This is a genomic window from Leptolyngbya sp. BL0902 (genome assembly GCF_016403105.1).
Taxonomy (GTDB): Bacteria; Cyanobacteriota; Cyanobacteriia; order Phormidesmidales; family Phormidesmidaceae; genus Nodosilinea.
In genome coordinates this window covers 2882450-2904515 of the sequence record NZ_CP046155.1, presented here as the reverse complement: position 1 = coordinate 2904515, position 22066 = coordinate 2882450, and the positions used below count along the sequence as shown (strand labels likewise).

General features: G+C 58.2%; 18 protein-coding genes. 7 read left to right on the top strand and 11 right to left on the bottom strand.

The genetic code is table 11. The features are described 5' to 3' along the window. Positions 1–8: 8 nt before the first annotated feature. The gene (gene petL / locus GFS31_RS12770; protein ID WP_198805183.1) at positions 9–101 is read right to left on the bottom strand and encodes a cytochrome b6-f complex subunit PetL; all 93 of its coding nucleotides are present in this window, start codon (positions 99–101) and stop codon (positions 9–11) included. A 233-nt stretch (positions 102–334) separates the two neighbouring features. Between petL and GFS31_RS12765 the strand changes: the two genes are divergently transcribed. Further along, the gene (locus GFS31_RS12765) at positions 335–1552 is read left to right on the top strand and encodes a DUF58 domain-containing protein (protein WP_198805182.1); all 1218 of its coding nucleotides are present in this window, start codon (positions 335–337) and stop codon (positions 1550–1552) included. A 22-nt stretch (positions 1553–1574) separates the two neighbouring features. On the opposite strand, the gene GFS31_RS12760 is transcribed toward GFS31_RS12765, so the two are convergent. The 9 genes from GFS31_RS12760 to rph form a co-directional block, all read right to left on the bottom strand. Then, positions 1575–1952, bottom strand: a complete 378-nt coding sequence (locus tag GFS31_RS12760; RefSeq protein ID WP_198805181.1) for a hypothetical protein — start codon at positions 1950–1952, stop codon at positions 1575–1577. A 42-nt stretch (positions 1953–1994) separates the two neighbouring features. Then, positions 1995–3752 carry a VWA domain-containing protein gene (locus GFS31_RS12755; protein ID WP_198805180.1) on the bottom strand — a complete coding sequence of 586 codons (1758 nt, stop codon included), beginning with the start codon at positions 3750–3752 and terminating at the stop codon, positions 1995–1997. An 82-nt stretch (positions 3753–3834) separates the two neighbouring features. Continuing rightward, positions 3835–4482: a hypothetical protein gene (locus GFS31_RS12750; protein WP_198805179.1), complete on the bottom strand. Its 648-nt coding sequence runs from the start codon at positions 4480–4482 to the stop codon at positions 3835–3837. Between the two features lie 46 nt (positions 4483–4528). Continuing rightward, the gene (locus GFS31_RS12745; RefSeq protein ID WP_198805178.1) at positions 4529–5119 is read right to left on the bottom strand and encodes a hypothetical protein; all 591 of its coding nucleotides are present in this window, start codon (positions 5117–5119) and stop codon (positions 4529–4531) included. Positions 5120–5298: 179 nt separating this feature from the next. Continuing rightward, entirely contained in the window at positions 5299–6513 is a 1215-nt protein-coding gene (locus GFS31_RS12740; protein ID WP_198805177.1) for a M20 family metallopeptidase, read from the bottom strand. Between the two features lie 218 nt (positions 6514–6731). Continuing rightward, on the bottom strand, positions 6732–7859 hold the full coding sequence (locus GFS31_RS12735; protein WP_198805176.1) for a Gfo/Idh/MocA family protein: 1128 nt from the start codon (positions 7857–7859) through the stop codon (positions 6732–6734). Between the two features lie 163 nt (positions 7860–8022). Then, the gene (locus GFS31_RS12730) at positions 8023–9018 is read right to left on the bottom strand and encodes an NAD-dependent epimerase/dehydratase family protein (protein ID WP_198805175.1); all 996 of its coding nucleotides are present in this window, start codon (positions 9016–9018) and stop codon (positions 8023–8025) included. 193 nt (positions 9019–9211) lie between these two features. Further along, entirely contained in the window at positions 9212–10597 is a 1386-nt protein-coding gene (gene miaB / locus GFS31_RS12725; RefSeq protein WP_198805174.1) for a tRNA (N6-isopentenyl adenosine(37)-C2)-methylthiotransferase MiaB, read from the bottom strand. A 137-nt stretch (positions 10598–10734) separates the two neighbouring features. Further along, entirely contained in the window at positions 10735–11457 is a 723-nt protein-coding gene (gene rph, locus GFS31_RS12720; RefSeq protein ID WP_198805173.1) for a ribonuclease PH, read from the bottom strand. Between the two features lie 186 nt (positions 11458–11643). On the opposite strand from rph, the gene GFS31_RS12715 reads away from it, so the two are divergent. Both GFS31_RS12715 and dcd read left to right on the top strand, forming a co-directional pair. Then, complete coding sequence (locus GFS31_RS12715; RefSeq protein ID WP_198805172.1) at positions 11644–12198, top strand: P-loop NTPase family protein; 555 nt, start codon at positions 11644–11646, stop codon at positions 12196–12198. Between the two features lie 136 nt (positions 12199–12334). Continuing rightward, positions 12335–12934, top strand: coding sequence for a dCTP deaminase (dcd, locus tag GFS31_RS12710; protein ID WP_198805171.1), 600 nt, complete (start codon positions 12335–12337; stop codon positions 12932–12934). Here dcd and GFS31_RS12705 read toward each other — a convergent pair. Continuing rightward, positions 12931–14319: a GTPase family protein gene (locus tag GFS31_RS12705; RefSeq protein ID WP_198805170.1), complete on the bottom strand. Its 1389-nt coding sequence runs from the start codon at positions 14317–14319 to the stop codon at positions 12931–12933. The genes dcd and GFS31_RS12705 overlap by 4 nt on opposite strands. A gap of 225 nt (positions 14320–14544) precedes the next feature. Between GFS31_RS12705 and GFS31_RS12700 the strand changes: the two genes are divergently transcribed. The 4 genes from GFS31_RS12700 to GFS31_RS12685 all read left to right on the top strand — a co-directional run bounded on the left by GFS31_RS12700 (position 14545) and on the right by GFS31_RS12685 (position 22064). Continuing rightward, the gene (locus tag GFS31_RS12700; protein ID WP_190499929.1) at positions 14545–14664 is read left to right on the top strand and encodes a photosystem II protein Y; all 120 of its coding nucleotides are present in this window, start codon (positions 14545–14547) and stop codon (positions 14662–14664) included. Between the two features lie 841 nt (positions 14665–15505). After that, positions 15506–19861, top strand: coding sequence for a pre-peptidase C-terminal domain-containing protein (locus GFS31_RS12695; RefSeq protein WP_198805169.1), 4356 nt, complete (start codon positions 15506–15508; stop codon positions 19859–19861). Between the two features lie 286 nt (positions 19862–20147). Next, positions 20148–20558: a hypothetical protein gene (locus GFS31_RS12690; protein WP_198805168.1), complete on the top strand. Its 411-nt coding sequence runs from the start codon at positions 20148–20150 to the stop codon at positions 20556–20558. 117 nt (positions 20559–20675) lie between these two features. Then, positions 20676–22064: a DUF2157 domain-containing protein gene (locus GFS31_RS12685; RefSeq protein WP_198805167.1), complete on the top strand. Its 1389-nt coding sequence runs from the start codon at positions 20676–20678 to the stop codon at positions 22062–22064. The last annotated feature ends 2 nt before the right edge of the window (positions 22065–22066 follow it).

Sequence of the window (22066 nt, the reverse complement as noted above, 5' to 3'; positions counted from 1 at the left end):
GCGCCCGCCTAAATCAGCTTGGCCGTGCGTAGGCCAAAGTACAGCCCCAGGGCCAACCCCAACATGCCGCCCAAAAACAAAAGGTATGAAATGGCTCCCATGGCCGATCTCTCCACAACAACTGCTCCTATTGAACCACAGCACGGGGAGCCCAGGGTGGCTTCGCGCCATCACTCCCAAGCTGCGCTGGGGCATTGGCTGAGGGAATGATGGCAGCGGAAACGGGGGTTGGCTATGCTCTAAACAGCGATCACACTTCGCGGCGTCGATGGGATTGCAGAGCCTTGAACCCCGTAAGGGTGGTCTCAAGGGATAGTCTCAAGGGATAGTTACCATGGATAGTCTCAGGCGGTGGGGGCATAGGCTAGAACAGCGGGGTCTGCGACCTGCCTATGCGGGTGGGTTGCTGTTGGCCTTGGCGGTTTTTCTCTTTGCCGCCGCCACCAATACGATGGCGGGGTGGCTGTATGTCATGAGTGGTCTCATGCTGGCCCTGCTGGCCTTAGCTACTCGGTTGCCCCGGCGTCAACTCCAGGGCATTACGGTAGAGCGCTGGCCCATCGCCCCTGTTTCGGCGGGAGACCCGCTGGCGGTAGAGGTGGTCGTGACTAACCGCCAACGCCAGCCGAAGGGCCTGTTTCAACTGGTAGACGCCCTGCCCACGGGCCTGGGCCAACCACCCCACACCGCCCTCCGCAGCCTTGGCCCCAACCAAACCCATATCTGGCGCTACCGGGTGCCGACTCCTCGGCGCGGCCTGTATACCTGGTCTACCCTAACCCTACGCTCGGCGGCTCCCCTAGGGCTGTTTTGGTATCGGCGCACCTTGGCGCTGCCCACTACCGCCGTCGTGTATCCCCAGGTGTTGCCCCTGCAAGGGTGCCCTATTGTGGATGCTTTGGGCGATCAATCTGGGCAACAGTGGCACTATCATCCCGTGGTCAAACCCGCCACCGAGGGCGTGACCCGGTCTCTGCGGCCCTACCGCTGGGGCGACCCCACCCGGTTGATCCACTGGCGTACCAGCGCCCGCTACGGCGAACTACGGGTACGAGAGCTAGAAAAAGTAACTGCCAGTCAGGAGGTTGTCATTGCCCTCCACACCCAAGGCCCATGGGTTGAGGCAGACTTTGAGCAGGCGGTGATTGCGGCGGCCTCCCTCTACCACTACGCCCTTGACAAGGGGTTTGCAGCGGCCCTATGGCTGCCCCAGGGAGAGCTGCTTCAGGATCGACCGGGTGTGCTGACGGCCCTAGCTGGGGTGCAGATCGATCCCCATAGTACCGATCCCCCCATGGGGCCAGAGGTGCCTACCCTTTGGCTCACCCCTACCCCCCTGAGCATCCCCCAGGGCGCAGGTCATCGACAGGTGATATGGGGGAGCCCCTTGGGCACTGTCCAGGGCCAAGCTTCAAGCTCCTCAGATGCCCCCAACACCACACTTTGGATTCAGCCGGATCAGCCCCTTCAGGCCCAGCTTCAAGCTCAGCTTCAGGCCCCCCTTCAGACATCCATGGGGCTGAACCAACCTCACCCGTCTAGCCTGTCCTAACCTAGATCAACGGCCAGCAACCTTAGTTCAAATGGCAGGAAAACACTTCGGCCCCAGGCTGGGCTTGGAGCACCTGTTCCATTTGGGTAGGGTTGAATCGGCCAAAGGTAGTCAGGCGGCTGACTTCTTCGGACGTCGGCACCGTCTCAGCCACCACTGTCCCCAGGTCGCTAACATAGATGACCTGGCCAATCCGCAGACGCCCCTGGCGATGTTGCTCGTGGAGGGCAGCGTAGTTGGCGGCGATGGGCTGCCACTGGGCGGGGGCGCAGTAGCTGCGGTCGATAATCACCGTTACGGTGGGGCCAGCCAAGCCCTGGCGCAAACCTAGCCCTAGGCCAAGGAAGGCTGTCCAGCCTAGGCCGAGGGTGAGGAGGAGGCGGAGGGTGGGGTGGCGCATGGGTAGGAAGGGTGGGAGTCGGAGTCGGGGGTCGGGAGTCGATTACAGGTTGACTTGGAACAGGTCGCGGAACAGGCTTTGGACATTGTCAGGATTGCCCTGTTGTACGGTAGATTCCCGCAGACTGGCGATGGCCTGGAGTTCGCTTTGGCTGACTTCCCCGTAGGCAATGGGGTAGAAGCGCACATCGCTGTAGGCCATGATGTCCTTTACCGCATCAAAATTAAACCCCCGGTTGGCTTCGCCATCGGTGAGCAACAGCAGATAAAAGCGTCCGGTGGGGTCGGTGGCTTTTTTCGCCATCAGGTCGGCGAGGCCCACCATCATGCCGTCATACATCGCCGTGGCTCCATCGGCTCGCAGCAGATCGACGGTGGCCAGGAAGCGCTGGTGCTGCTGTTGATCAAAGGGAGCCAGGGGTAGCCGCCGGACAGGACGGCTATCGAAGGTGACAATGCTGACGTAATTGCCCGGATTGATCTGCCCAGCGGCAATGCGTAGGCCGTCTTTCAGCGACTGCATCCGGGCTCCTTCCATGGAACCACTGGTGTCGATGACGAGGGCCATATAGACCGTGCGCCCCCCATCCTTCCGCAGCTTCCAGTTAGACTGAGCGGCGAGGAGCACTTCTCCTGACGGAATCGGCGGGTGGTTGGCGGTGGCCCGCAGGTGGTCAGTTTCCACAAAGCCCTGCTGGGCGGCGAGGGCCTGCATATCGGGCGATAGGGCAAAGGCGGTGAATCGTTCTAGGGCCGCTTGCTGTTGCGGGGTATTCCAGCCAAAGCCCACAAGCGGGTTATTGTGGGGCATCCCAAAGGGGACAAATTCGGTGTTTTCAAACCCCGGTACCTGGCGCAGGGCAAGGTAGTTTTGGTACTCCAGGGGAAAGGCTTGCAGGTTGGACTGATCCCGCAGAAAGAGTTCCTGGAGGTCGAGGGTGGTGGGGGTCGTAATCAACACCTGGGACTGAAACTGGTCAAACACCGAGTTCACCTGGGGGGTTTGCAGTTCCGCTGCCGTCAGTTGCCCACCGCTTTGCTGGTGCCCCGCCGCCCGCCAGTAGAGGGTATAGAGCAGGTTGAGGGCCGTGGAACTGGAGTAGGGGTTGGGGTAGGCCACGGTGATTTGCTCCGAGGCAATGGCTGCCAGCAGCCGATCAAAGCTGACGGTGCCATTTTCCGCCAGTTGGTCGTAGACCGCCTTGGGCAGCACCCAGCCAGCGGTATTGGGCACCAGCCGCGCCGCCCCTGGAGTCACGGGTACGCCTTCACTTTGAATCATCGCCACCCACAGGTCGTTAGAAGGGGTATAGCCCTGGGGCTGAGCTGCTCCGGCCCCCAGCATCCGCGCCGCCGTTCCTGAAGGCACCTGGCGCACCCCCACCTGAATCACCTCCCCAGAGGGCAGGGTTTCCTGGCGCTGGTTAAAGGCATCGGCCACCTCCACCAGCCAGCGCTCGTTTTGGCGATTCACGTTGGCCTTCTCGGACGAGCTGAAGATCTCCACGTGCACCGTATTGCCACCGATGGGAGGCGCTCCGTAGAGGGGGAAATCCTCAGTGCGGGGGATGGGCTCAACAATCTGATCCGTGGCATAGCGGGCGGCGATTTCGTCAGACACCACCTCGTCAATCACGTCAATTTTGGGCAGTACTGTATTCACCAGAGCTGCCTGGGCCGCTTCGGGGGAATCAATAGTGCTGCCCATGGGTAAGCCGCCAGGGCCACAGTTCCACAGAAAAACGGCACACAACCCCAGCAAAAAAGCCAACAGCGAGCGACGACGAAGAAAGATAGGCATGGATAACGGCGATGAATTCAGCAGTGAATAAATAGGAGGGCGACCCCATCCCCAAGGATTCCAGATGGCCCTAGCCAAGGTGCTAGGGTGGTGGCGGATCCTCCAGAATGAGTTTGTTAGCGCTAATCAAAATTTGGAGGCTTTGAGGTAGCGGGGCTTGGCTGGCCTTCGCTTCTAGGCTGGAGACAGCGACTTGATCTTGAAGCTGCTGGAGTTGGGCATGGGTGGCCTGGAGGCGATCTCGGCTGGCGGTCAGCCGTTGCTGGGCCAGTTGGCGATAGGTGGAAGTTTCAATTTGGTTGATCACCGCCAGCCCATCGGCCACCTGATGGGCCAGATCGACTACCGTATGCAGCGCCTCCAGGAGTTCCACCTGCAATAGGGGATCCCGCTCGGCAATGCGGGCCGCAAACTGCTGGGATTCTGCGGCCCAAGCCGCCACCTGCCGCCAGGTTTTTTGACCTGATCTCGGCACTCGCTGCCCTAGGGGTTCCAGGTGGTAGACAAAGGCTTCGGCATTTAGCAGGTTGCTATCGCTGGCTATGGAGGGGTTACGGCGAAAACCTAGCGCCCAACTCGCTACCATAGCCACGGCAATCACCGCTCCGCCCAGGAAGGTCAACCACCGATTTCCGGCCAGCCCCCACAAGACCGCACAGCCCAGGCCCAGGCCGACCAACAAAAGATAGGTCTGGGGCAGCTTCCAAAACTTAGCCCAGTGGATATGCATAGGAAATCCGTTGAATGTGGTAACTAGGGAAGTTGTGGTGAACCTCCTAGGGCACCGTCAACGTGCCGCCCAGGGTGACGATGGCGTCAGATACCTGGGCCTCACGGTCGGCGGTAGCGGCCACCATCAGCAGAAACGCCTCGCTGTCCCGCTGTCGCGCAAAGATTTTGCCCGTCATCGGCTGGGGTGCTGCTCCCCCCTGGGATAGCTGGCCAGTCCAGTTAATCCGAATGCCGCCGCCCGGAATTGCCTGTACATCCCCGGTGGCAAAGCCTTCCCCTGAACCAAAGGTTTGCTGCGTCACCTGCACCAAGTCCGCCTCCGTAGCCATTTCGGCCCCACGGGGTAAGGGGGTAATCACCACGGTGTAGGCCAAACTGCCGTCCGGGGCCTCGATTAGGGGCGCACTCCCAACTCGACTCACCCGATAGCCCTCAAAAATACCCACCTGAAAGCGACCTTGGGGATCGTCAAAGTTGCCCGCAATCATCGGCATGGCCGGAGCGAGGGTGGGCGGCGGGGTATTTTGGGCCACAGCGGTTTGGGGGTTTCCGCCAAAGTGCCAGCCCAGCCCCAGGCACAACCCCAGGCTCAGTAGCACCATCAATCCCCAGCGAAATCGGTGTCGGTATCCCATCACGGTGAATCTATCCTTTTCCCAGGCTTCACCGCTAAGCATAGCAACGGAGACCCAAACGCCCCAGGTTATGTAAAAAAATAGCGGTTAACCTTAACGCAAGCCTTCGAGGACGACAAGGTTTTGGGGAAGAAAGAAACCTCGGAAGAAGAGGGCACCACGTCCCTAACGGGGCTGAATTACCCTTGGCCGTAGGCTTCCACGCAGCGCACAAACATCTCCACCCCCAGACCCAGGGCGGTTTCGTCAAAGTCAAAGCGGGGATGGTGGTGGGGATAGGCCAGCGCTTTTTCGGTGTTGGCCGAGCCGAGGAAAAAATAGCAGCCCGGTACTTCTTGCAGGAAAAAAGCCATGTCTTCGCCGCCCATGGTGTGGCAATCGGGCACCACCCCTGCCGGAGTTTCTACCACGGAGAGCGCCACCGACCGCACCAGGTCAGCCATTCCAGCGTCGTTAATCACTGGAGGATAGAGGGTTTGGTAGTCTAGGCGATAGGTTGCGCCTTGGCTTTGGCAAACTCCGGCCACAATCTGCTCAATCCGGGCGGGCAGAAAGTCCGTATAGCGAGGATCGAAATAGCGCACGGTGCCGCTCAGTTCGGCCCCATCGGCAATCACATTGGGGGCATGGCCGCTGTGGAACTTGCCCACGCTGACCACCGCTGCCTGGGTAGGATCCACATTGCGGGCCACGATGGTTTGTAGCGCATTGACAATCTGTGCGCCCACCACGATGGCATCCACGGTTTGGTGCGGCAGTGCCCCATGGCCCCCCTTACCCTGAATCGTCAAGTTAAACAGCGCCGTCGCCGCCATTAGGGGGCCAGTCCGCACACCCACCGTCCCCAGGGGCAGGTTGTTCCACAGGTGCAGACCAATCATCGCCTCCACATCGGGATTTTTCAGCGCCCCCGCCTCAATCATCGGCTTTGCCCCCCCCGGCCCCTCCTCGGCGGGTTGAAAGATCACCTTCACTGTGCCCCGCCACTGATCCCGATGCTCTGCCAAATAGCGCACCGTGCCTAGGGCAATGGCCACATGGCCATCGTGGCCGCAGGCGTGCATGATGCCCTCGTGTTGAGAACAATAGGGCACCTCGTTCTCTTCCTGGATGGGCAGCGCATCCATATCCGCCCGAATCCCCAGCACTGGCCCCGGTTGGCCGCTCTCAATCACCGCCACCACTCCGGTTTTAGCGATGCCTGCTTGAAAGGGAATGCCCCATTCCGTCAACCGCTGCTGAATAAACTCGGCGGTCAACTGTTCCCTAAAACCCAACTCTGGCCGCTGGTGCAGTTGCCGCCGCCAATTCACCAGTTGCGGCTGAAGGGCTTGAATATCGGGGCGCAGGGCAGATCGGTTGATGGCTTGGGGCGGAATTTGGGTGGCAAACATGGCAGGATGACAGCGGCAGATTGAGGACTCTAAAACCTGGGAATAACCAGCCTAGTGATCATTCTTGTTCCAGGATAGAGGAAAGCTTCTAACCTTGCCGCCGTAGCCTAAGCACTACCTTGTTAAATCCCAGGTAAGAACCACCCAATGCAGGGTTTCCATGGAGTTTCCACGGATCGGCTGATACATCTCTAATATGGCGACTGCCTCAAGACTGATTATTTGGCCCAATGCATCGGCACCACGGGCGCAAAGGTCGTGGTCATTTTGTAGTAGCCTCCGGTTTCCCGCGCATTTTGAATGGCAATGGCGAGTTCATTATTGTGCAGCGAAATATCCGCCGCCATTCGACTAGGACGTTGTTCAGTAATAGCAGCGGCCATCTCCGCTACGCCCCGACAAAAATCCATTTGCTGCGCTCCCTTGGTCTTGGGCTGAACGGGCTTGCGGACAAGGGGAATTGTCTGCTTGAGCGGGTTCATCAGCACTTTCCGGCGAATCTTTAGCATCCGCTGCACCTTCACCGGATCGCCATAGTTCCAGCAGTCGTGAACCATCAAAATGCCATCGTCACCAATGATTTTGAGTTCGTGATCGTGGGGGGCCACAATGCCACAGGTGAGCCGAGCCACCACACCCGATTCAAACAGAATACAGGCCACTGAAAAGTCAGGGGTATCGGGTGGATCTAGAACAACGTCAGTCACTTTGTCGGGCACTAGGCAGGAAGAAAATGCCGTTACCGAAACCGCTGGCCCAAAGAAGGCCGTCAGCCAGTTGACGTAGTAGCCTGCGTGCTCTAGGGTGCAGCCCACTTCAAATTCATCCTTGTAGGGCCAGGGCTTTCCCGATGCGCTAATCCATTGCTGGTAGGGCATTTTGTGTACCAAGCCATCATCCATTTCGGCATAGACAAGGCGCACTTTGCCGACAACCTTCTCCCGCAGGGCTTTCCAAACCGTTTGGGCTGTTTCTCCTAACAAACTGCAAGGGGCTGAGGAAATTTGTAGTCCCCGTTCCGCCGCCATAGCTACTAATTCCTTGGCTTCAGGAATCGTCATGGCGAGGGGTTTTTCGGAGTAAACATGTTTTCCGGCTTCTAAACATGCCTTGGATACTTCGTAGTGCTGCCTTGGATTCGTGAGGTTCAGCACAATTTCTACGGATTCATCCGCCAGCAGGTCTGCCGTTGAGGGGTAGGTTTTGACATTGTAAAAATCGGCAAACTGCTTTAGGCGAACTGGATCAATATCGGCAACGCCTACGAGTTCTAGGTTGGGATGAAGGGGCATTGTGCCTAGGTAATAGTCAGCTACAAAGCCACAGCCGACGATAGCAATTTTCATACTAAATAATTCCTGATAGAGACTTGGACAATCAGCAGATCAGCAACATCTTTCCTGCTGACTGATAATAGAGGTAAGGCAGAACTCACCGTTATCTACCTTTCGGCTCAGTCTAGGCTATCTCCCCGCAACGCCGCAAGAAGTCTTCAACAAGAACAAAGTTTCAGTTTGAAGATAGCGCAAAACTTCGTTCAATGGCCTCTCGCCAGTGATAGGCGGGTTGCCAACCTAGTACCTGTTTTGCTTTGCCATTGGTGTAGGTTAGGGGTTTTAAGCGGGCCTCTAGTCGAGCGGGAATCAATAGCCCTGGTAGCTTCCCGCGCCCTCTCAATAGGGTTTGCTGACCCCACCACACGGCCTGGGCAACACCCCGAAAAGCACCCCAGGGCAGCGGAATCACCTTGGGCTTCCAAGTTCCTTGGCGTACTAGGGCATCGGTGTAGGCTTGGCGGGTGGGCAAGTCGTCATCCACAATGTTGAGCGTTGCGCCCACGGCAGCGGTGGATTGCAGGGCTGCAATCATCGCAGCGGCGCAGTTCTCCACATAGGTTAGCGGCATTTGGGCGGAGGGGCCAATCAACAGCCAGGCGGGGCCAGCCCCGGTGCCTTGGCAGGCATTCCACAGCGCCCCTGGGCCGTAGATCATGCCGGGACGCAAAATCGTGACGGCGGCTTGCGGCTGGGCTCCAAACTCCCGCACGACCTCCTCCTGAAGCAGTTTGGTGCGGGCATAGGCGTCTCGCAGAGCCGGGTTGGTGGCGAGGGGGGTAGTTTCGTCGAGGCGAGCCCCATCGGGGAGGGCGCTATAGTCATACACCGAAAAGCTGCTGATGGCGATCAAACGCCAGACCTGGCTGTGTTTCATCGCAGCCAAGAGGCGCTGGGTTGCAACGACGGTATCTTGATAGGCCCTATCAAAATCGCTGCTTTTAGACGCTACCAGGTGAATCACCGCATCCACCCCTTGCAGTATGGGGCTGTCCTCGGCCAGGGTGACGAGATCGGCCTCAAATACCTCAAGGTTAGGGCTTTGCCACGGCATCGAACCGCGATCTTTGCCGGGACGCACCACCGCCCGCACCCCGTAGCCAGCCGCTAGGAGCGCTTGCACCACCACCTGCCCCACAAAGCCCAGTGCACCAGTGACTAAGATTTTCATGCGATCTCTACCCTCAAGGTTCCCATCGGTGCGCCAGCGGATGCGCTGCACTCGCGATGCGCCGCCATCTCACAAACGCCACACCCAGGATACCAGCAACGCTCTAGCGGGATTTGCGCCAATTCATGCCACTTCCAACGGTTTTGAACCACGTCACGCGGATTCACACGAATTCACACGGCTTCAGTCGGCTTCAAACCGCGACGGTGGCGCGACTCCATTCAGAGGTGGCCGACACCTTCAGGACTTCGCCCGTGAGGCTGAAGGGACGAGCTTCGGTAATGCGAACCTGCACAAATTGACCCTTCATCGTGGCGATGTCGCCGGGGAAGAAGGTGAGGCGGTTGCCCCGGGTGCGGCCCATTACCTGGGCAGGATTTTTGGGGTTGGCGGCTTCCACCAGCACTTCTTCGATGCGGTCTTGGTAGCGCAAAGAGCGTTCGGCGGCTTTGGTGTTGACCAGGTGATTCAACCGCTGGAGCCGATCCGCTTTCACCGCTTCGGCAAGCTGGTTGTCCCACAGGGCGGCGGGGGTGCCGGGGCGGGGAGAATAGGCAGCGGTGTTGAGCTGGTCGAAGGCGATGTCGTTGACCAAATCCAGGGTGTTTTGGAATTGCTCCTCGGTTTCGCCAGGGAAGCCCACGATGGCATCGGCGCTGATGGCGGCATCGGGCATGTAGCGGCGCACCGTGTCGATGATGCGGCGGTACTTTTCGTGGGTGTAGCCCCGCGCCATGGCTTTGAGCACGTCGTTATCGCCGGACTGGAAGGGAATGTGGAAGTGTTCGCAGACCTTGGGCAGTTCGGCACAGGCGCGAATCAGCCGCTCGGTGAAGTAGCGGGGGTGGCTGGTGGCAAAGCGGATGCGCTCGATGCCGGGGACATCATGGACGAAATAGAGCAGGTCGGTGAAGGTGTGCTGGTGGCGACCATCGGCGGTGGAACCGGGCAAATCCCGTCCGTAGGCGTCGATGTTTTGGCCCAGCAGGGTGACTTCCTTAAAGCCCTGGCGACCCAGTTCCTCCATTTCCGCCCGGATCGCCTCCGGCGTGCGAGATTGCTCGATGCCGCGCACTCCCGGCACCACGCAGTAGGTGCAGCGCTCGTTGCAGCCGTAGATCACGTTGACCCAGGCCGTTACTTCACTGTCGCGGCGGGGCTTGGTGATGTCTTCCATAATGTCGATGGACTCGGTGGCGACGACCTGGTTGCCGTCCATCACCTGTTCCAGTAAATCTTGCAGACGGTTGGCGTGTTGTGGCCCCATGATCAGGTCAAGCTCTGGCACCCGTCGCAGCAGGGATTCTCCTTCTTGCTGAGCCACACAACCCGCTACGATCAGGGTCAGATCCGGCTTTTCCTGCTTGCGCTTGGCCTGCCGCCCCAGGTAGGAGTAGACCTTTTGCTCGGCGTTGTCGCGGATGGTGCAGGTGTTGTACAACACCACATCGGCCTGGTAGGGGTCGTCCGTCCACACCAGGCCCATGTCGTCTAAAATGCCCGCCATGCGCTCGGAGTCGGCCTTGTTCATCTGACAGCCGAAGGTGGTGATGTGGTACTGACGGGCGGAACCAGACATGGTGCTTGGGCTCAATATAATGAAGGGCGGTGCGGTTTTTTATCTTAGCGCGTTGAATGGGTACAAAGGTGAACCCTGGGGCAGCGTAGCCTAGCGCCGATCACTCCTTTGGGAAGCCCCTAGAAGGCTGCGTCTGGTTAGGGTTCTGCGAAGGCGTCCCGCTGGGCGGCGAGGAGTTGTTGAATGCCCCGTTCGCCGAGGTCGAGGATTTGGTTCATGTGGTGACGGCTAAAGCTGCCGTCTTCGGCGGTGCCTTGGACTTCAATAATATCGAGGTTTTCGTTCAGCACCAGGTTAAAGTCCACGATGGCTGCAACGTCTTCTTCGTAGGATAAGTCGAGGAAAACCCCATCGCCCAACAGCCCCACCGAGACCGCTGCTACCTGATGCACCAGGGGAGACTGGGTCAACACGCCCCGATCCAGCAGGGAGGCAATGGCTTCTTGCAAGGCCACGTAACCCCCGGTAATGGAGGCGGTGCGCGTTCCAGCATCGGCCTGAAGCACGTCTGCATCGACAAAGAGGGTGCGTTCTCCCAGCAGGTCAAAGTCTAGGGCAGCGCGCAGGCTGCGACCAATAAGGCGCTGAATTTCCTGGGTGCGGCCAGAGAGCTTCAGCATCTCGCGGGTTTGGCGCTGGGGGGTGGCTCCGGGCAACATCCGATATTCCGCCGTCAGCCAGCCCCGGCCCGTGCCCTTGAGAAATTTGGGTACGCCCTCTTCAATCCCTACGGTACAGAGCACCTGGGTGTCGCCGCAGCGAGTCAGCACCGATCCCTCGGCAAATTTCGTAAACCGCCGCTGAAAACTGACGGGGCGCAGTTGATCGGGTTGACGACCATCGGGACGCTGCCAAGCCATAGGGAGAACTGGGGAAAGAGGTCGTCCCCTAGAATACAGCAGGCCCCTGGTATTGGCCGTGCTTTTGGCCTCGGCGGGGGGCAGAGGGGTGTCCTTCAATTGGATGACATATGGTGTCTGATACCGTTTTCCTCGCCAAAAGTACGCTATATTTAGCCCAGCTTTTCCAAAATCGCCCCCAGCCCGATGGTCTCCCAACTTAAAGTGACGGGCTTTGTTCCGTCGTCTCCCGCCGTGCTCCGCCATCCCTTGCTCCAAACCATTGAGGGGACGGTGCAGGTGTACACCTCGGTTCACCGCAGCTTTTTTAGCAACGTGATGGCGCAGGCACTCCGCACGGCTGAACAGGGTAAGCCCACCCTGATTGTTCAGTTCTTGAAGGGCGGTATCGATCAAGGCCCCGATAGCCCCATGCAGCTTGGGCAGAACCTAGATTGGATCCGTTGCGCCCTGCCCTACTGTATCCATGCAGCCCCAACCGCTCCAGAGGCGCGGCAAGCCGTAGCCCGCCTGTGGCAGCATACCCAATCTGTCATCAACAAAGGTCGTTACGGGCTGGTGGTGCTAGACGAACTCAGCCTCGCGGTTCACAACGACTTGATTTCCGCCGATGAGGTGGTGGAGTTGCTGCGCCATCGTCCGCCCCAAATTGACATCATCCTCACGGGGCCAGAAATGCCGGAATCGCTGCTGAAAGTGGCGGATCAGGTGACGGAATTTCGCCGTAACTTTTTGCCCTAACCCTGCGACCTTTTCTAAAATTTAGAGAACGTCATAGCGGCGACTTTCACCGTAAGATATAAGGCTGCATCAGCGGCTCGCAAGGCCAAATTGCAGCACCGTACCAACGTGACCCCCTGCCGAAACCTGCGACACCATGATTAAAAACGACGCCTGGATTAGCACAATGGCCCAGGAGGGGATGATTCAGCCCTTCCAGCCCAGCTTGGTGCGCCACGTTGAACGGGAAGGCTTGCCAGGACAGCACCCCGTCATTAGCTACGGCCTGTCCTCCTACGGCTACGATATCCGCCTATCTCCGGCAGAATTTCGCATTTTTCGCCACATTCCCGGCACCGTGGTCGATCCCAAAAACTTTAGCCCCGCCAATCTAGAGCCGACGGAACTGAAATCCGACGATCAGGGCGATTACTTCATCCTGCCCGCTCACTCCTACGGGTTGGGCGTTGCCTTAGAAAGAATCGCCGTTCCCGACAACATCAGCGTGATCTGTATCGGTAAATCTACGTATGCTCGTTGCGGTATCATTGCGAACCTTACTCCCGCCGAAGCGGGTTGGCGTGGGCATCTCACCCTAGAATTTTCTAATTCCTCCAGTGCCGACTGCCGGATGTATGCGGGCGAGGGCGTGGTACAGCTCATCTTTTTTGAGGGCGAACCCTGCCAGGTCAGCTACGAAACTCGGCGCGGCAAATACCAAGACCAAGACGAGCGGGTCACGCTAGCGAAGGTCTAGCCCTGGGGATGTTCGTCCTGTTTATTGTGGTGGCTGTCCTTAAAGCGTTCCTTGGCGGCGTCAAAGGCTTCGGCCATGGCGGTTTGGATGCGTCTGGGATCGGGCTTTTTGCCACCCATCAGGTCGCCAAAATACACGCAGGCTCCTTCGCCCAAGGCCCAGGTATAGGCTCCGGCCCAGGACGCCGCCACCACGCTGCCCAACCCAGGGACGAACTTGATCAACTCTCGCCCCACCATTTGGGCAAAAAAGCCCCCGGCAATGGCGCTGGCTAATCCTCCGGCCTGGGCGGGTTTCAGGGTTTGACCATAGACCTGGCCCAGCACCCCAATCATCGACACCTGCAAGGCCGTGAGCACGGGCATGGTGGCAAAGGGGATGGGCACCACCGCCAAGGCCGCCGCCATTACCGCAAAGGCTGAAATGTAGTGCCGCCCGACATCTTTATAGAGGCTGCCCAGTTGGCGGGAGGCTTCGGTTTGTTCATCCAGCAGTTGGTAAAGCGCTTGGGCTTCGGCGGCAGGTAGGAGGTCGGCCAGGGCATCGCGTAGGGCTTCTAGGCCGTAGAACACCGGGGTAAAGCCGTCTTCTTCGAGGGTGAAATCGATCAGCACAGCCCGATCCACAATGTCCCCAAAGCTCTCCTGAAGGGCAGTAAAGGGGCGCTGAACGGCCTCTAAAGCTGGGGGATAGGCGGGATGGTCGGCCATCTCGGCGGGGTAGACCTCGTGGGTGGATGTCACCACCAACAGGCAGGGAATGGTGGGAAACCGACGGCGCAATTCCTGGGTTATCTGGCGCAGGGAATCAATGGCAAAGTCGGTGATTTTGACAGTCAGGATCAAAATTCGGGCCTGACTGGGGTTCGCTTCTAAGTCTGCGACCAACTCTGCCACAATGGCCTCGGTGCTTTGGCCCAGGTCGCCGAGGCCCACGGTGTCGGTAAAAATCAGCAGGGGCAGGTCTTCCGAAGGATAGGCGTAGCGCTCGGTGTGCTGGGTGTGGGGCTTGAAGCCCTGGCCCACAATATCCGCCGAAACCCCGGTCAGCCCCCGCACGATGGAGCTTTTGCCCGCCTGGGGTTTGCCAATCAGCAGGGCTTCGGTGGTGGGCAGTTGTTCTCGCACCGCCGCCAAAATTTCCGCCACCTGGTTGTCATCTACCGCAAACCAGCGGGTTAGCTGTCGCCCAGGCCGCAGCCGCCCCAGGTTGGTCGCCGCGCCTTGCCACGCCTTTTCGGGCAACGCCTTCATACCCTTGGCCACCGTTTCCCATCGCGGCTTGGCGGCATGGCTGGCCGTAGGGAGGTCTGCTGCCGCCTCCTGCGGAATAGTGCTCGACGGATCAACAGCATCCGGGTTGGGGGTGGGCAAATCGGGAAGCATCCTAGGCCTCAGCAACGGCTACGCCCCTATCCTATCGGTTCCCCCCTGTGGCCATACGTCTTGGAATCCGAACGACCCAGGGGTGATACCGCCCCTAGGGCACTATTCCCAAAAACAACGAGGAAACCCTAGGGCAAACCATTTCGTTCCCGGTCGCAGTGGTGTACATTATGAGAAAATTGTGACAACGATTTAAGCGAACCCAATTTTAGGAGGTCGGGCATTATGGATTGGCGGGTTGTTGTTGTGTTACTTCCCATCGTGATTGCCGGGAGCTGGGCTGTGTTTAACATTGGCCGGGCTGCTCTGGGCCAACTGCAAGCCTTCCTGAATCGGGAAGCCTAAGCGGCGCATTCTAGGTTGCCTAGCGTTCCAAACTTAATCTGTTCGAGACTTCAAGATACATTTCTTCAACACCCCTCAGCTTTGGCTAGGGGTGTTTTTTTAACAATGCCTTAGGTATGGCTCCGCTTTGTTCCCCCACTCAGGTTCTAGGAAGAGTGAACAAAGCGAGCTAGGGTTAATACTGACGATTCTCCCTTTCAGGTTCCTGGGTAGAGGCGTCATCTCAATCCATGATGGCGTGGAACAGTTTATAGAAAGGGGCTTTGATCGTTTGTCAACAAGGCTTTACCCCCAGCTAGCCAGATGGGGAAAGCCTGGTGTGAGCCGCCCTGACTTGTACCAAGAACAAGCAGTCACTCCGTATAAATATTGATAATGTCAGTATTTATACTTAATATTCCTGGGGCGAATCCATGTTAGGATTAGGATGGAGGAATTAGAAAAGCTGATAAAGCTCAACCAGACTGAGTAGTTTTGTCTGCGCCTCACTAGATCTGAGTGCCAACCCATAGGCTTGCGTTGAAGCGCCCATCATCCTTTCTCCTCATAGCTTTGAAGCCTAGTGATGCAGCTCACCTGAGCGTTGCTCGACCCACCTGAGTTTCCTTGTTTTAGGATGCTCTCGTTCGGGGGCTGCTGCCTAGCCATGCCAGGAATTTCAGTCAATCTTTGTGAGGCCACGTCAGGTCTGGGCTTGGTCAGGCATGAAGAGTACCTATAGATAGATCCCTGTAGATAGATCATTGATCCCCTTGGTTCCACATCATTCGTGGGGTTTTACAATATGCTGTCTCCTTCACCTTCATTAACCCAGACCGATAGCCCTCTGGATAGCAGCCCTTTGTCCGCTTTGTCGCCTACAGGCTATGGACTGGATTTAGAAACGTCGTTGTCCACTGTGCAGCAGCGGATTCAGTCCTTTGCGGCATCGTCTAGCGCTTTTGATCAGCTTAGCCAGGTGTTTGAGATCACCGACTCGGCATCCGTGCAGACTCAGATAGCGGACTGGTCTAACGGTATTTTCACCAGCTTGCCTAGGGTTGTTTTCCTAGAAGATGGCTTGCTGCAAGGGGCCGCTGGAGCCTATGCCGCCGACCAAGACACCATTTACTTAGCGGCGTCTTTGACTCAAGACGATGATTTGCTAGGGCAAGTCTGGCTAGAGGAATATGGCCATGCCCTAGATCAACGCTTTAGCCCTGGGGTAGAAACCGCTGGGGATGAAGGAGAACGATTCCGTCATGTGGTGCTGGGCACTGACCTCAGCGAGACAGAGTTAGCCCGCATCCGTCAAGAGAACGACTGGGGCACCTTGCTGTTAGGCGGAACGCCGATTTCGGTGGAACTGGATAACACCACGAGCGCAGCAACCAACCTAGGCACCCTGTTGGGTAGTCGTACGGTTACGGGCTATGTGGGTAGTGATGACCTGAACGACTTCTACCGATTTTATGTGGGATCTACCAGCACCTTCCGCCTCAGTATGACGGGGCTGTCTGCCGATGCGGATGTGGAGTTGCTCAGCAGCACTGGAGCCTACATTACTGGCTCGGCAGCCAGCGGGACGACCTCCGAAAGCATTAGCCGCCAGCTTGCGGCAGGTACTTATTTTGTGCGGGTGTATCGATGGAGTGGCAACACGAACTACACCCTCAATCTCAATGCCATCCCCTTAGATTTTGCAGGCAATACCCTGACCACGGCCCGCAACATGGGCACCCTCAGCAGCACCCAAACCTTTAGGGACTTTGTGGGCAGCGTCGATGGCAACGACTACTATCGATTCTCCTTAGGGTCTACGAGCACCTTCCGCCTCAGCATGACGGGGCTGTCTGCGGATGCCGATGTGCAGTTGTTGAATGCGAGTGGCAGCTACCTCACAGGCTCAGCGGCATCGGGAACAACATCTGAAGCGATCACCCAACAACTCGCTGCAGGCACCTACTATGTGCGGGTGTATCCCTGGAGTGGCAGCACGAACTACACCCTGAGCCTAGGGGCTATTCCAGTGGACGGGGCAGGCAATAGCTTGACCACGGCCCTCAACATTGGCACCCTTAGCGGCACCCGAACCTTTAGGGACTTTGTGGGCAGTTCGGATACCAATGACTATTACCGATTCTCTGTGGGATCTACCAGCAACTTTAGCCTCAGCATGACCGGGCTTGCCGCCGATGCCGATGTCCAGTTGCTCAATAGTAGTGGTACGGCCATTGCGAGTTCTATGGCAGGCGGCACCTCCTCCGAAAGTATCAGCCGTCAGTTAACAACGGGCACCTACTATGTGCGGGTGTATCCCTACGGCGGGGCCAACACGAACTACGCCCTCAGTCTCAGTGCCCTGCCCTATGACGGAGCGGGCAACACCCTATCCATGGCCCGTAACCTTGGCACGCTAACGAGTCCTCAAACCTTCACGGACTTTGTGGGCAGCGTCGATACCAATGACTACTACCGCTTCTACGTGGGATCCACCAGCAACTTCAGCCTCAGCATGGCGGGGATGTCTGCGGATGCGGATGTACGGTTGTTGAATAGTGCTGGAACAGTACTGGCGAGTTCCGCCAATGGTGGCACCACGGCTGAAAGCATTAGTCGCCAGTTGACCACGGGCACCTATTATGTCCAGGTTTATCCCTTTGGTGGGGCCAATACTAACTATACCCTCACCCTGCGGGCCACGCCTCCCGATTTGGCGGGCAATAGTCTAGCGGCGGCTCGGTTTATCGGCACCCTAGGCAGCACCACCCAAACCTTTAGAGACTTTGTGGGAGCCATTGATACCAATGACTACTATCGGTTCTCCGTGGGATCCACCAGCAACTTCCGCCTTGGCCTCACGGGCTTATCGGCGGACGCGGATGTGCAACTGCTGAACAGTAGCGGCAGCGTAGTGGCCAGTTCCATGAATGGGGGGGCTAATGCTGAAAGTATCAGTCGCCAATTAACGACGGGTACCTACTATGTGCGGGTCTATCGTTATAGCGGCGACACCACCTATAGCTTGGCCCTGTCTGCTGCTCCGGTGACAACGATTGTGGATGGGGCAGGCAATAGCCTATCCACCGCCCGCAGCATTGGTACTCTGGGCGGTACGACCCAAACCTTTAGGGACTTTGTGGGCACGACCGATACCAATGACTACTACCGCTTCTACGTCGGTAGTGTAAGCAACTTCCGCCTAGCGATGAGCGGTTTGTCTGCGGATGCGGATGTGCAGTTGCTGAACAGCAGCGGTGGTGTGATTGCCTCGTCTACGGCGGGGGGCAGTAGCTCTGAATCCATTACCCAAACCCTGGGGGTGGGGACGTACTATGTGCGGGTCTATCCCTATGGCCCCATCAACACCACCTATACCCTAGCCCTAACCGCTACGCCCCAGCCGGACAATGGCGGCAACTACTATACCCCTCGCGACATTGGTGTGCTGAGCGGTAGCCGTTCCTTTAGCGACCGAGTGGATACCTTTGACCTCCACGACCGCTATCGGTTTAGCCTCAGTCAGGCCAGTAACTTTAGCCTGTCGCTAACAGGCATGACGAGCAACGCTGATGTTATCCTCCAGGATGCTGCTGGCAACACGATTGTGCAGTCCCGCAACCTGGGCACCAGTAACGAGAGCATTACCCGTCAGTTGAATGCGGGCACCTACTTTGCTTGGGTCTACTCCGCCAGCGCCTACACGGAAGGAGCCGCCAACCAAAACACCAACTACCTGCTGACCCTCAACGCTACGGCCTTTGCGCCAACGGATCGGGCCGGAAACACCCTCTCCAATGCCCGTAATGTGGGGAACTTGGTGGGCACCCAAACCTTCAATGACTTTGTGGGTGGGGCAGACCCCAATGACTATTACCGCTTTACTCTGACCAACACCGCTACCTTCAGCCTCAGCCTCAGCGGCCTGACGGCGGATGCGGATGTACAACTGCTGAACAGCAGCGGCAGCGTGATCACCAGTTCAGCTCGCGGGGGCACCCTTGCCGAAGGGATTGAGCACACCCTGGGCGCAGGTACCTACTTTGTGCGGGTCTATCCCTATGGCGGGGCCAATACCAACTACGCCCTCACCCTAACCGCCGCAGGCACCGTAGCCGACTGGTTTACCCAAAACCTGCGGGATGAGGGCATTCGCAGCACGGCGCGAACCCTGGCTGCCGATGGTAGCCTCAGCCGCAACGATATGTTGGCTATCTTCCGTAATGCTCAGGATAGCAGTGCTATCGACGCTAACGAGGTCGCCGACCTCCGTACCCTAGTCGCCTACAGCAGTCGGTTTAATATGGCCGATCATGTGCGTTGGCTGTCTAATCAGGTGGCCCAAGGGGCAGCCGTCAATATGGCGGCGACCACCTTTGAAAATAACCTAGTTGGTCGCTGGTTCTTGGGGACGGTAGCCCCCACCGCCCAGTTCAACGGGGCGACCCTCACCTACCAAGCGGTCACGGGGACGCTGTTTGGTACGGCTGGACAAGCCCGCCTTGGCGATATTGACCAGGGCAGCATTGGCAACTGCGCCTTTCTCGCGGCCTTAGGAGCAACCTTCAGCCCCCAAAGCAACGATAGCGGCAACCGTTCTAGCACGGTGATTAACCAAATGATCATCGACAATGGCGATCGTACTTACACCATGCGGTTCTTTAATCCTTTGGTGGGAAGGATGGAAGCCCAGTATGTCACGGTGGATCAACGGCTGGCCTATCGGTCGAATGGTAGTCTGCTGGGTGCCCGCATCAACGGCAACGTATTGTGGTCAGCCCTAGTGGAACGGGCCTACGCCCAATGGCGGGAATGGCGGGAAGGTGCACCGGGGTTCAACCTGATCGGCAATGGCGATCACCCAGATCGTCCGCTCCAATTTATCACCGGACGTACGGCTTTGGCCTACGGCTATGGATTCAATACCAGCGCTAGCCGACCGTTTACTGCCGCTACCTTTAGCGTCATTAGCACAGCGTTACAGGGTGGTCGAGCCCTGACGGCTGGACGCTACGTCTCCTCTGATACGGATCTGATTGTGGGTGGCCATGCCTACACCATTACCAATGCCTATGTGAATAGCGCTGGCCAGCAGCGGGTCGTGGTGCGTAACCCGTGGGGCGTGGATGGCCGCAGTCGGCAAGGGGATGATGATGGCTTCATCGATCTCTCCTTCGCTGAGTTCCAGCGCTCCTTCGATCACGTTGGTATTGCCTAGGATCTGTCCGCGTCTTCCTCTCTCCAGGCCCAGCTTGGGTCTGGAGAGGGGGTTCTATCCTGAGAGTCCAGTCAGACGAAGACCTCGTCCGTGAACCGCTGGAATCTTTGAGTGTTTTGGAGCCGTTGGCATCTTTCTCGGCACCATCTTCGTCCATAGGTCAAAGCCCTCAATCCCCCGTGGCTGAGAGCTATCCCCGATGGAGTTTTCTATGCGATGCTTAGCCTGTCTCAGCAGTCTGCTAATCCTGGGCTGCACTAGCTTACCCCCTACCTCCACCCCGCCCATGGTCCCCGCCCCATCTAACGCTGATATGGCTCCAGCCCAGCCATCCATTGCCGTGGCAGTCACCCTGTTGGAGGTCTACGAGGCCCCCGTTCCGCCCCCGGGTTCTAGCGGTGTTTATCCTGCCAGCCATGCAGTGGTGCGACTGCGACTAGAGAACTTAACTCCAGATCCTGTGGCCGTAGCGGCAGGCGAGTTGAGTTTGCGGACGGTGACAACCGATGAGGATCTGCTGATCACCACCGTAGAACCTATCACCCTGGAAGGGCTACAGGTGGTTGAGCAAGGGTTTCACCTCACGGGTGAGGATCTCCTAGGGCGTCCCGGCGATGTTCGGGCCGTTTATGATTTTGCCATCGGGGATCAGCCCCAGCAGGCGATGTCTGAAACCGTATCATTTGGCGAAGAGTGAGGAGGGGAGGAATTTCTCCCTCGCCCCAGCCAAATTACAGACTGTCTCGCTGTTCTCGTCGGCCAGAATGGCGCGGGCTAGAGTAGGGGCATCCCAACTGGGTGGAGAGCATGGTCTATGATGCCTGAACGATTTCGGCGACAGTTGCGCCAGGAGGCCGAAACCTGGCAAGCCGAGGGTTTAATTGATGCTGAATTATACGAAACCCTAGCCCATCGCTATCAATTTACAGGGTTAGAGCAGGCCGCTAGCAACCGCTTCATCGCCATTTTGATGGGCCTGGGGGCGGTGCTGCTAGGGCTGGGGGCGATTACCTTTGTGGCGGCCAACTGGCAGGTGTGGCCCCGTGCGGTGCGGGTGGCGTTGCTGCTTAGCACCTTTTTATGGGTCAACAGCTTGGGGTTCTACTGGTGGCGACAGCCCGCCGAATTATCCCGCTGGCACCGTTTGGGCCATGGTCTGCTGCTGCTGGGGGCGCTGCTGCTGGGGGCCAACCTTGGCCTCATGTCTCAGATGTTTCACCAAAGCGGCGATTTGTTTGAACTGCTGCTGGTGTGGGGGCTGGGGGTGGCGGCGATGGCCTACAGTTTGCGGCTTACCTCTCTGAGTATGTTCGCACTGCTCCTGGTGGGGTTGGGCTATGCCTTTAGCTGGGGCCGATCCAGTATTTGGCAAGAGTGGTCTACCACGGCGCTACTGATTCAGCACATGCCGCTGGTGGTGGCGGCGGTGTTTGTGCCCTTGGCCTACTGGTGCCGTTCCCGCGTGCTGCTGGGGTTCAGTGGCCTGATGGTCGCCCTGAGTTTGATGACCAATAGCCAACTGTACTGGATCTGGCACCAGGGCTGGCTGATGGCGGTGGCCCTCGTTTTGCCCCCGGCCCTGCTGTGGAGCTACAGCGACCGCATTTGGCAACGCACCACCGACCCCGACTGGTTTGATCCGGTGCTGCGGCAGGTGGCCCTCTGGTTTTTGAGTGTGCTGTTTTACCTCCTCTCGTTCCATTACTGGTGGCAATATCCGCCGCCGCCGTCGGATCGCTTGGCGACGTTGTGGGCTTGGCCGCCGCTGCTGGATGCCGCGCTGCTGGGTGTGGTGACAGGGCTGGGCTGGGCGCAACTGCGTTATGAAATCCTGTCCCGTCGGGGCCGCACCCAGGCAATTAACTCCGCCGTTGTGGCCCTGCTGCTGTTGGTAACGGTGACGCTGCTGGTGGGCCAAGGTCGCCTGGGGGTGCTAACCGCCCTGGGCTTCAATATCCTGCTGTTCACCCTGGCCCTGGGGCTGGTGCGCGATGGTCTCACCCTCACCCAACGATCTACCTTTTGGGGCGGCATGGTGCTGTTGGTGCTAGGTATTGTCAGCCGCAGCCTGGAATACAACACGGGGCTAATCTTCAAATCCATCGTTTTAGGGGCCTGTGGCGTGGGCATCATCGTCGCGGGTCTGTGGTTTGAACGCCGCCAGCCGCCGCCAGCCGCCCTACCTGAATCTTCGGAGGTCTGATC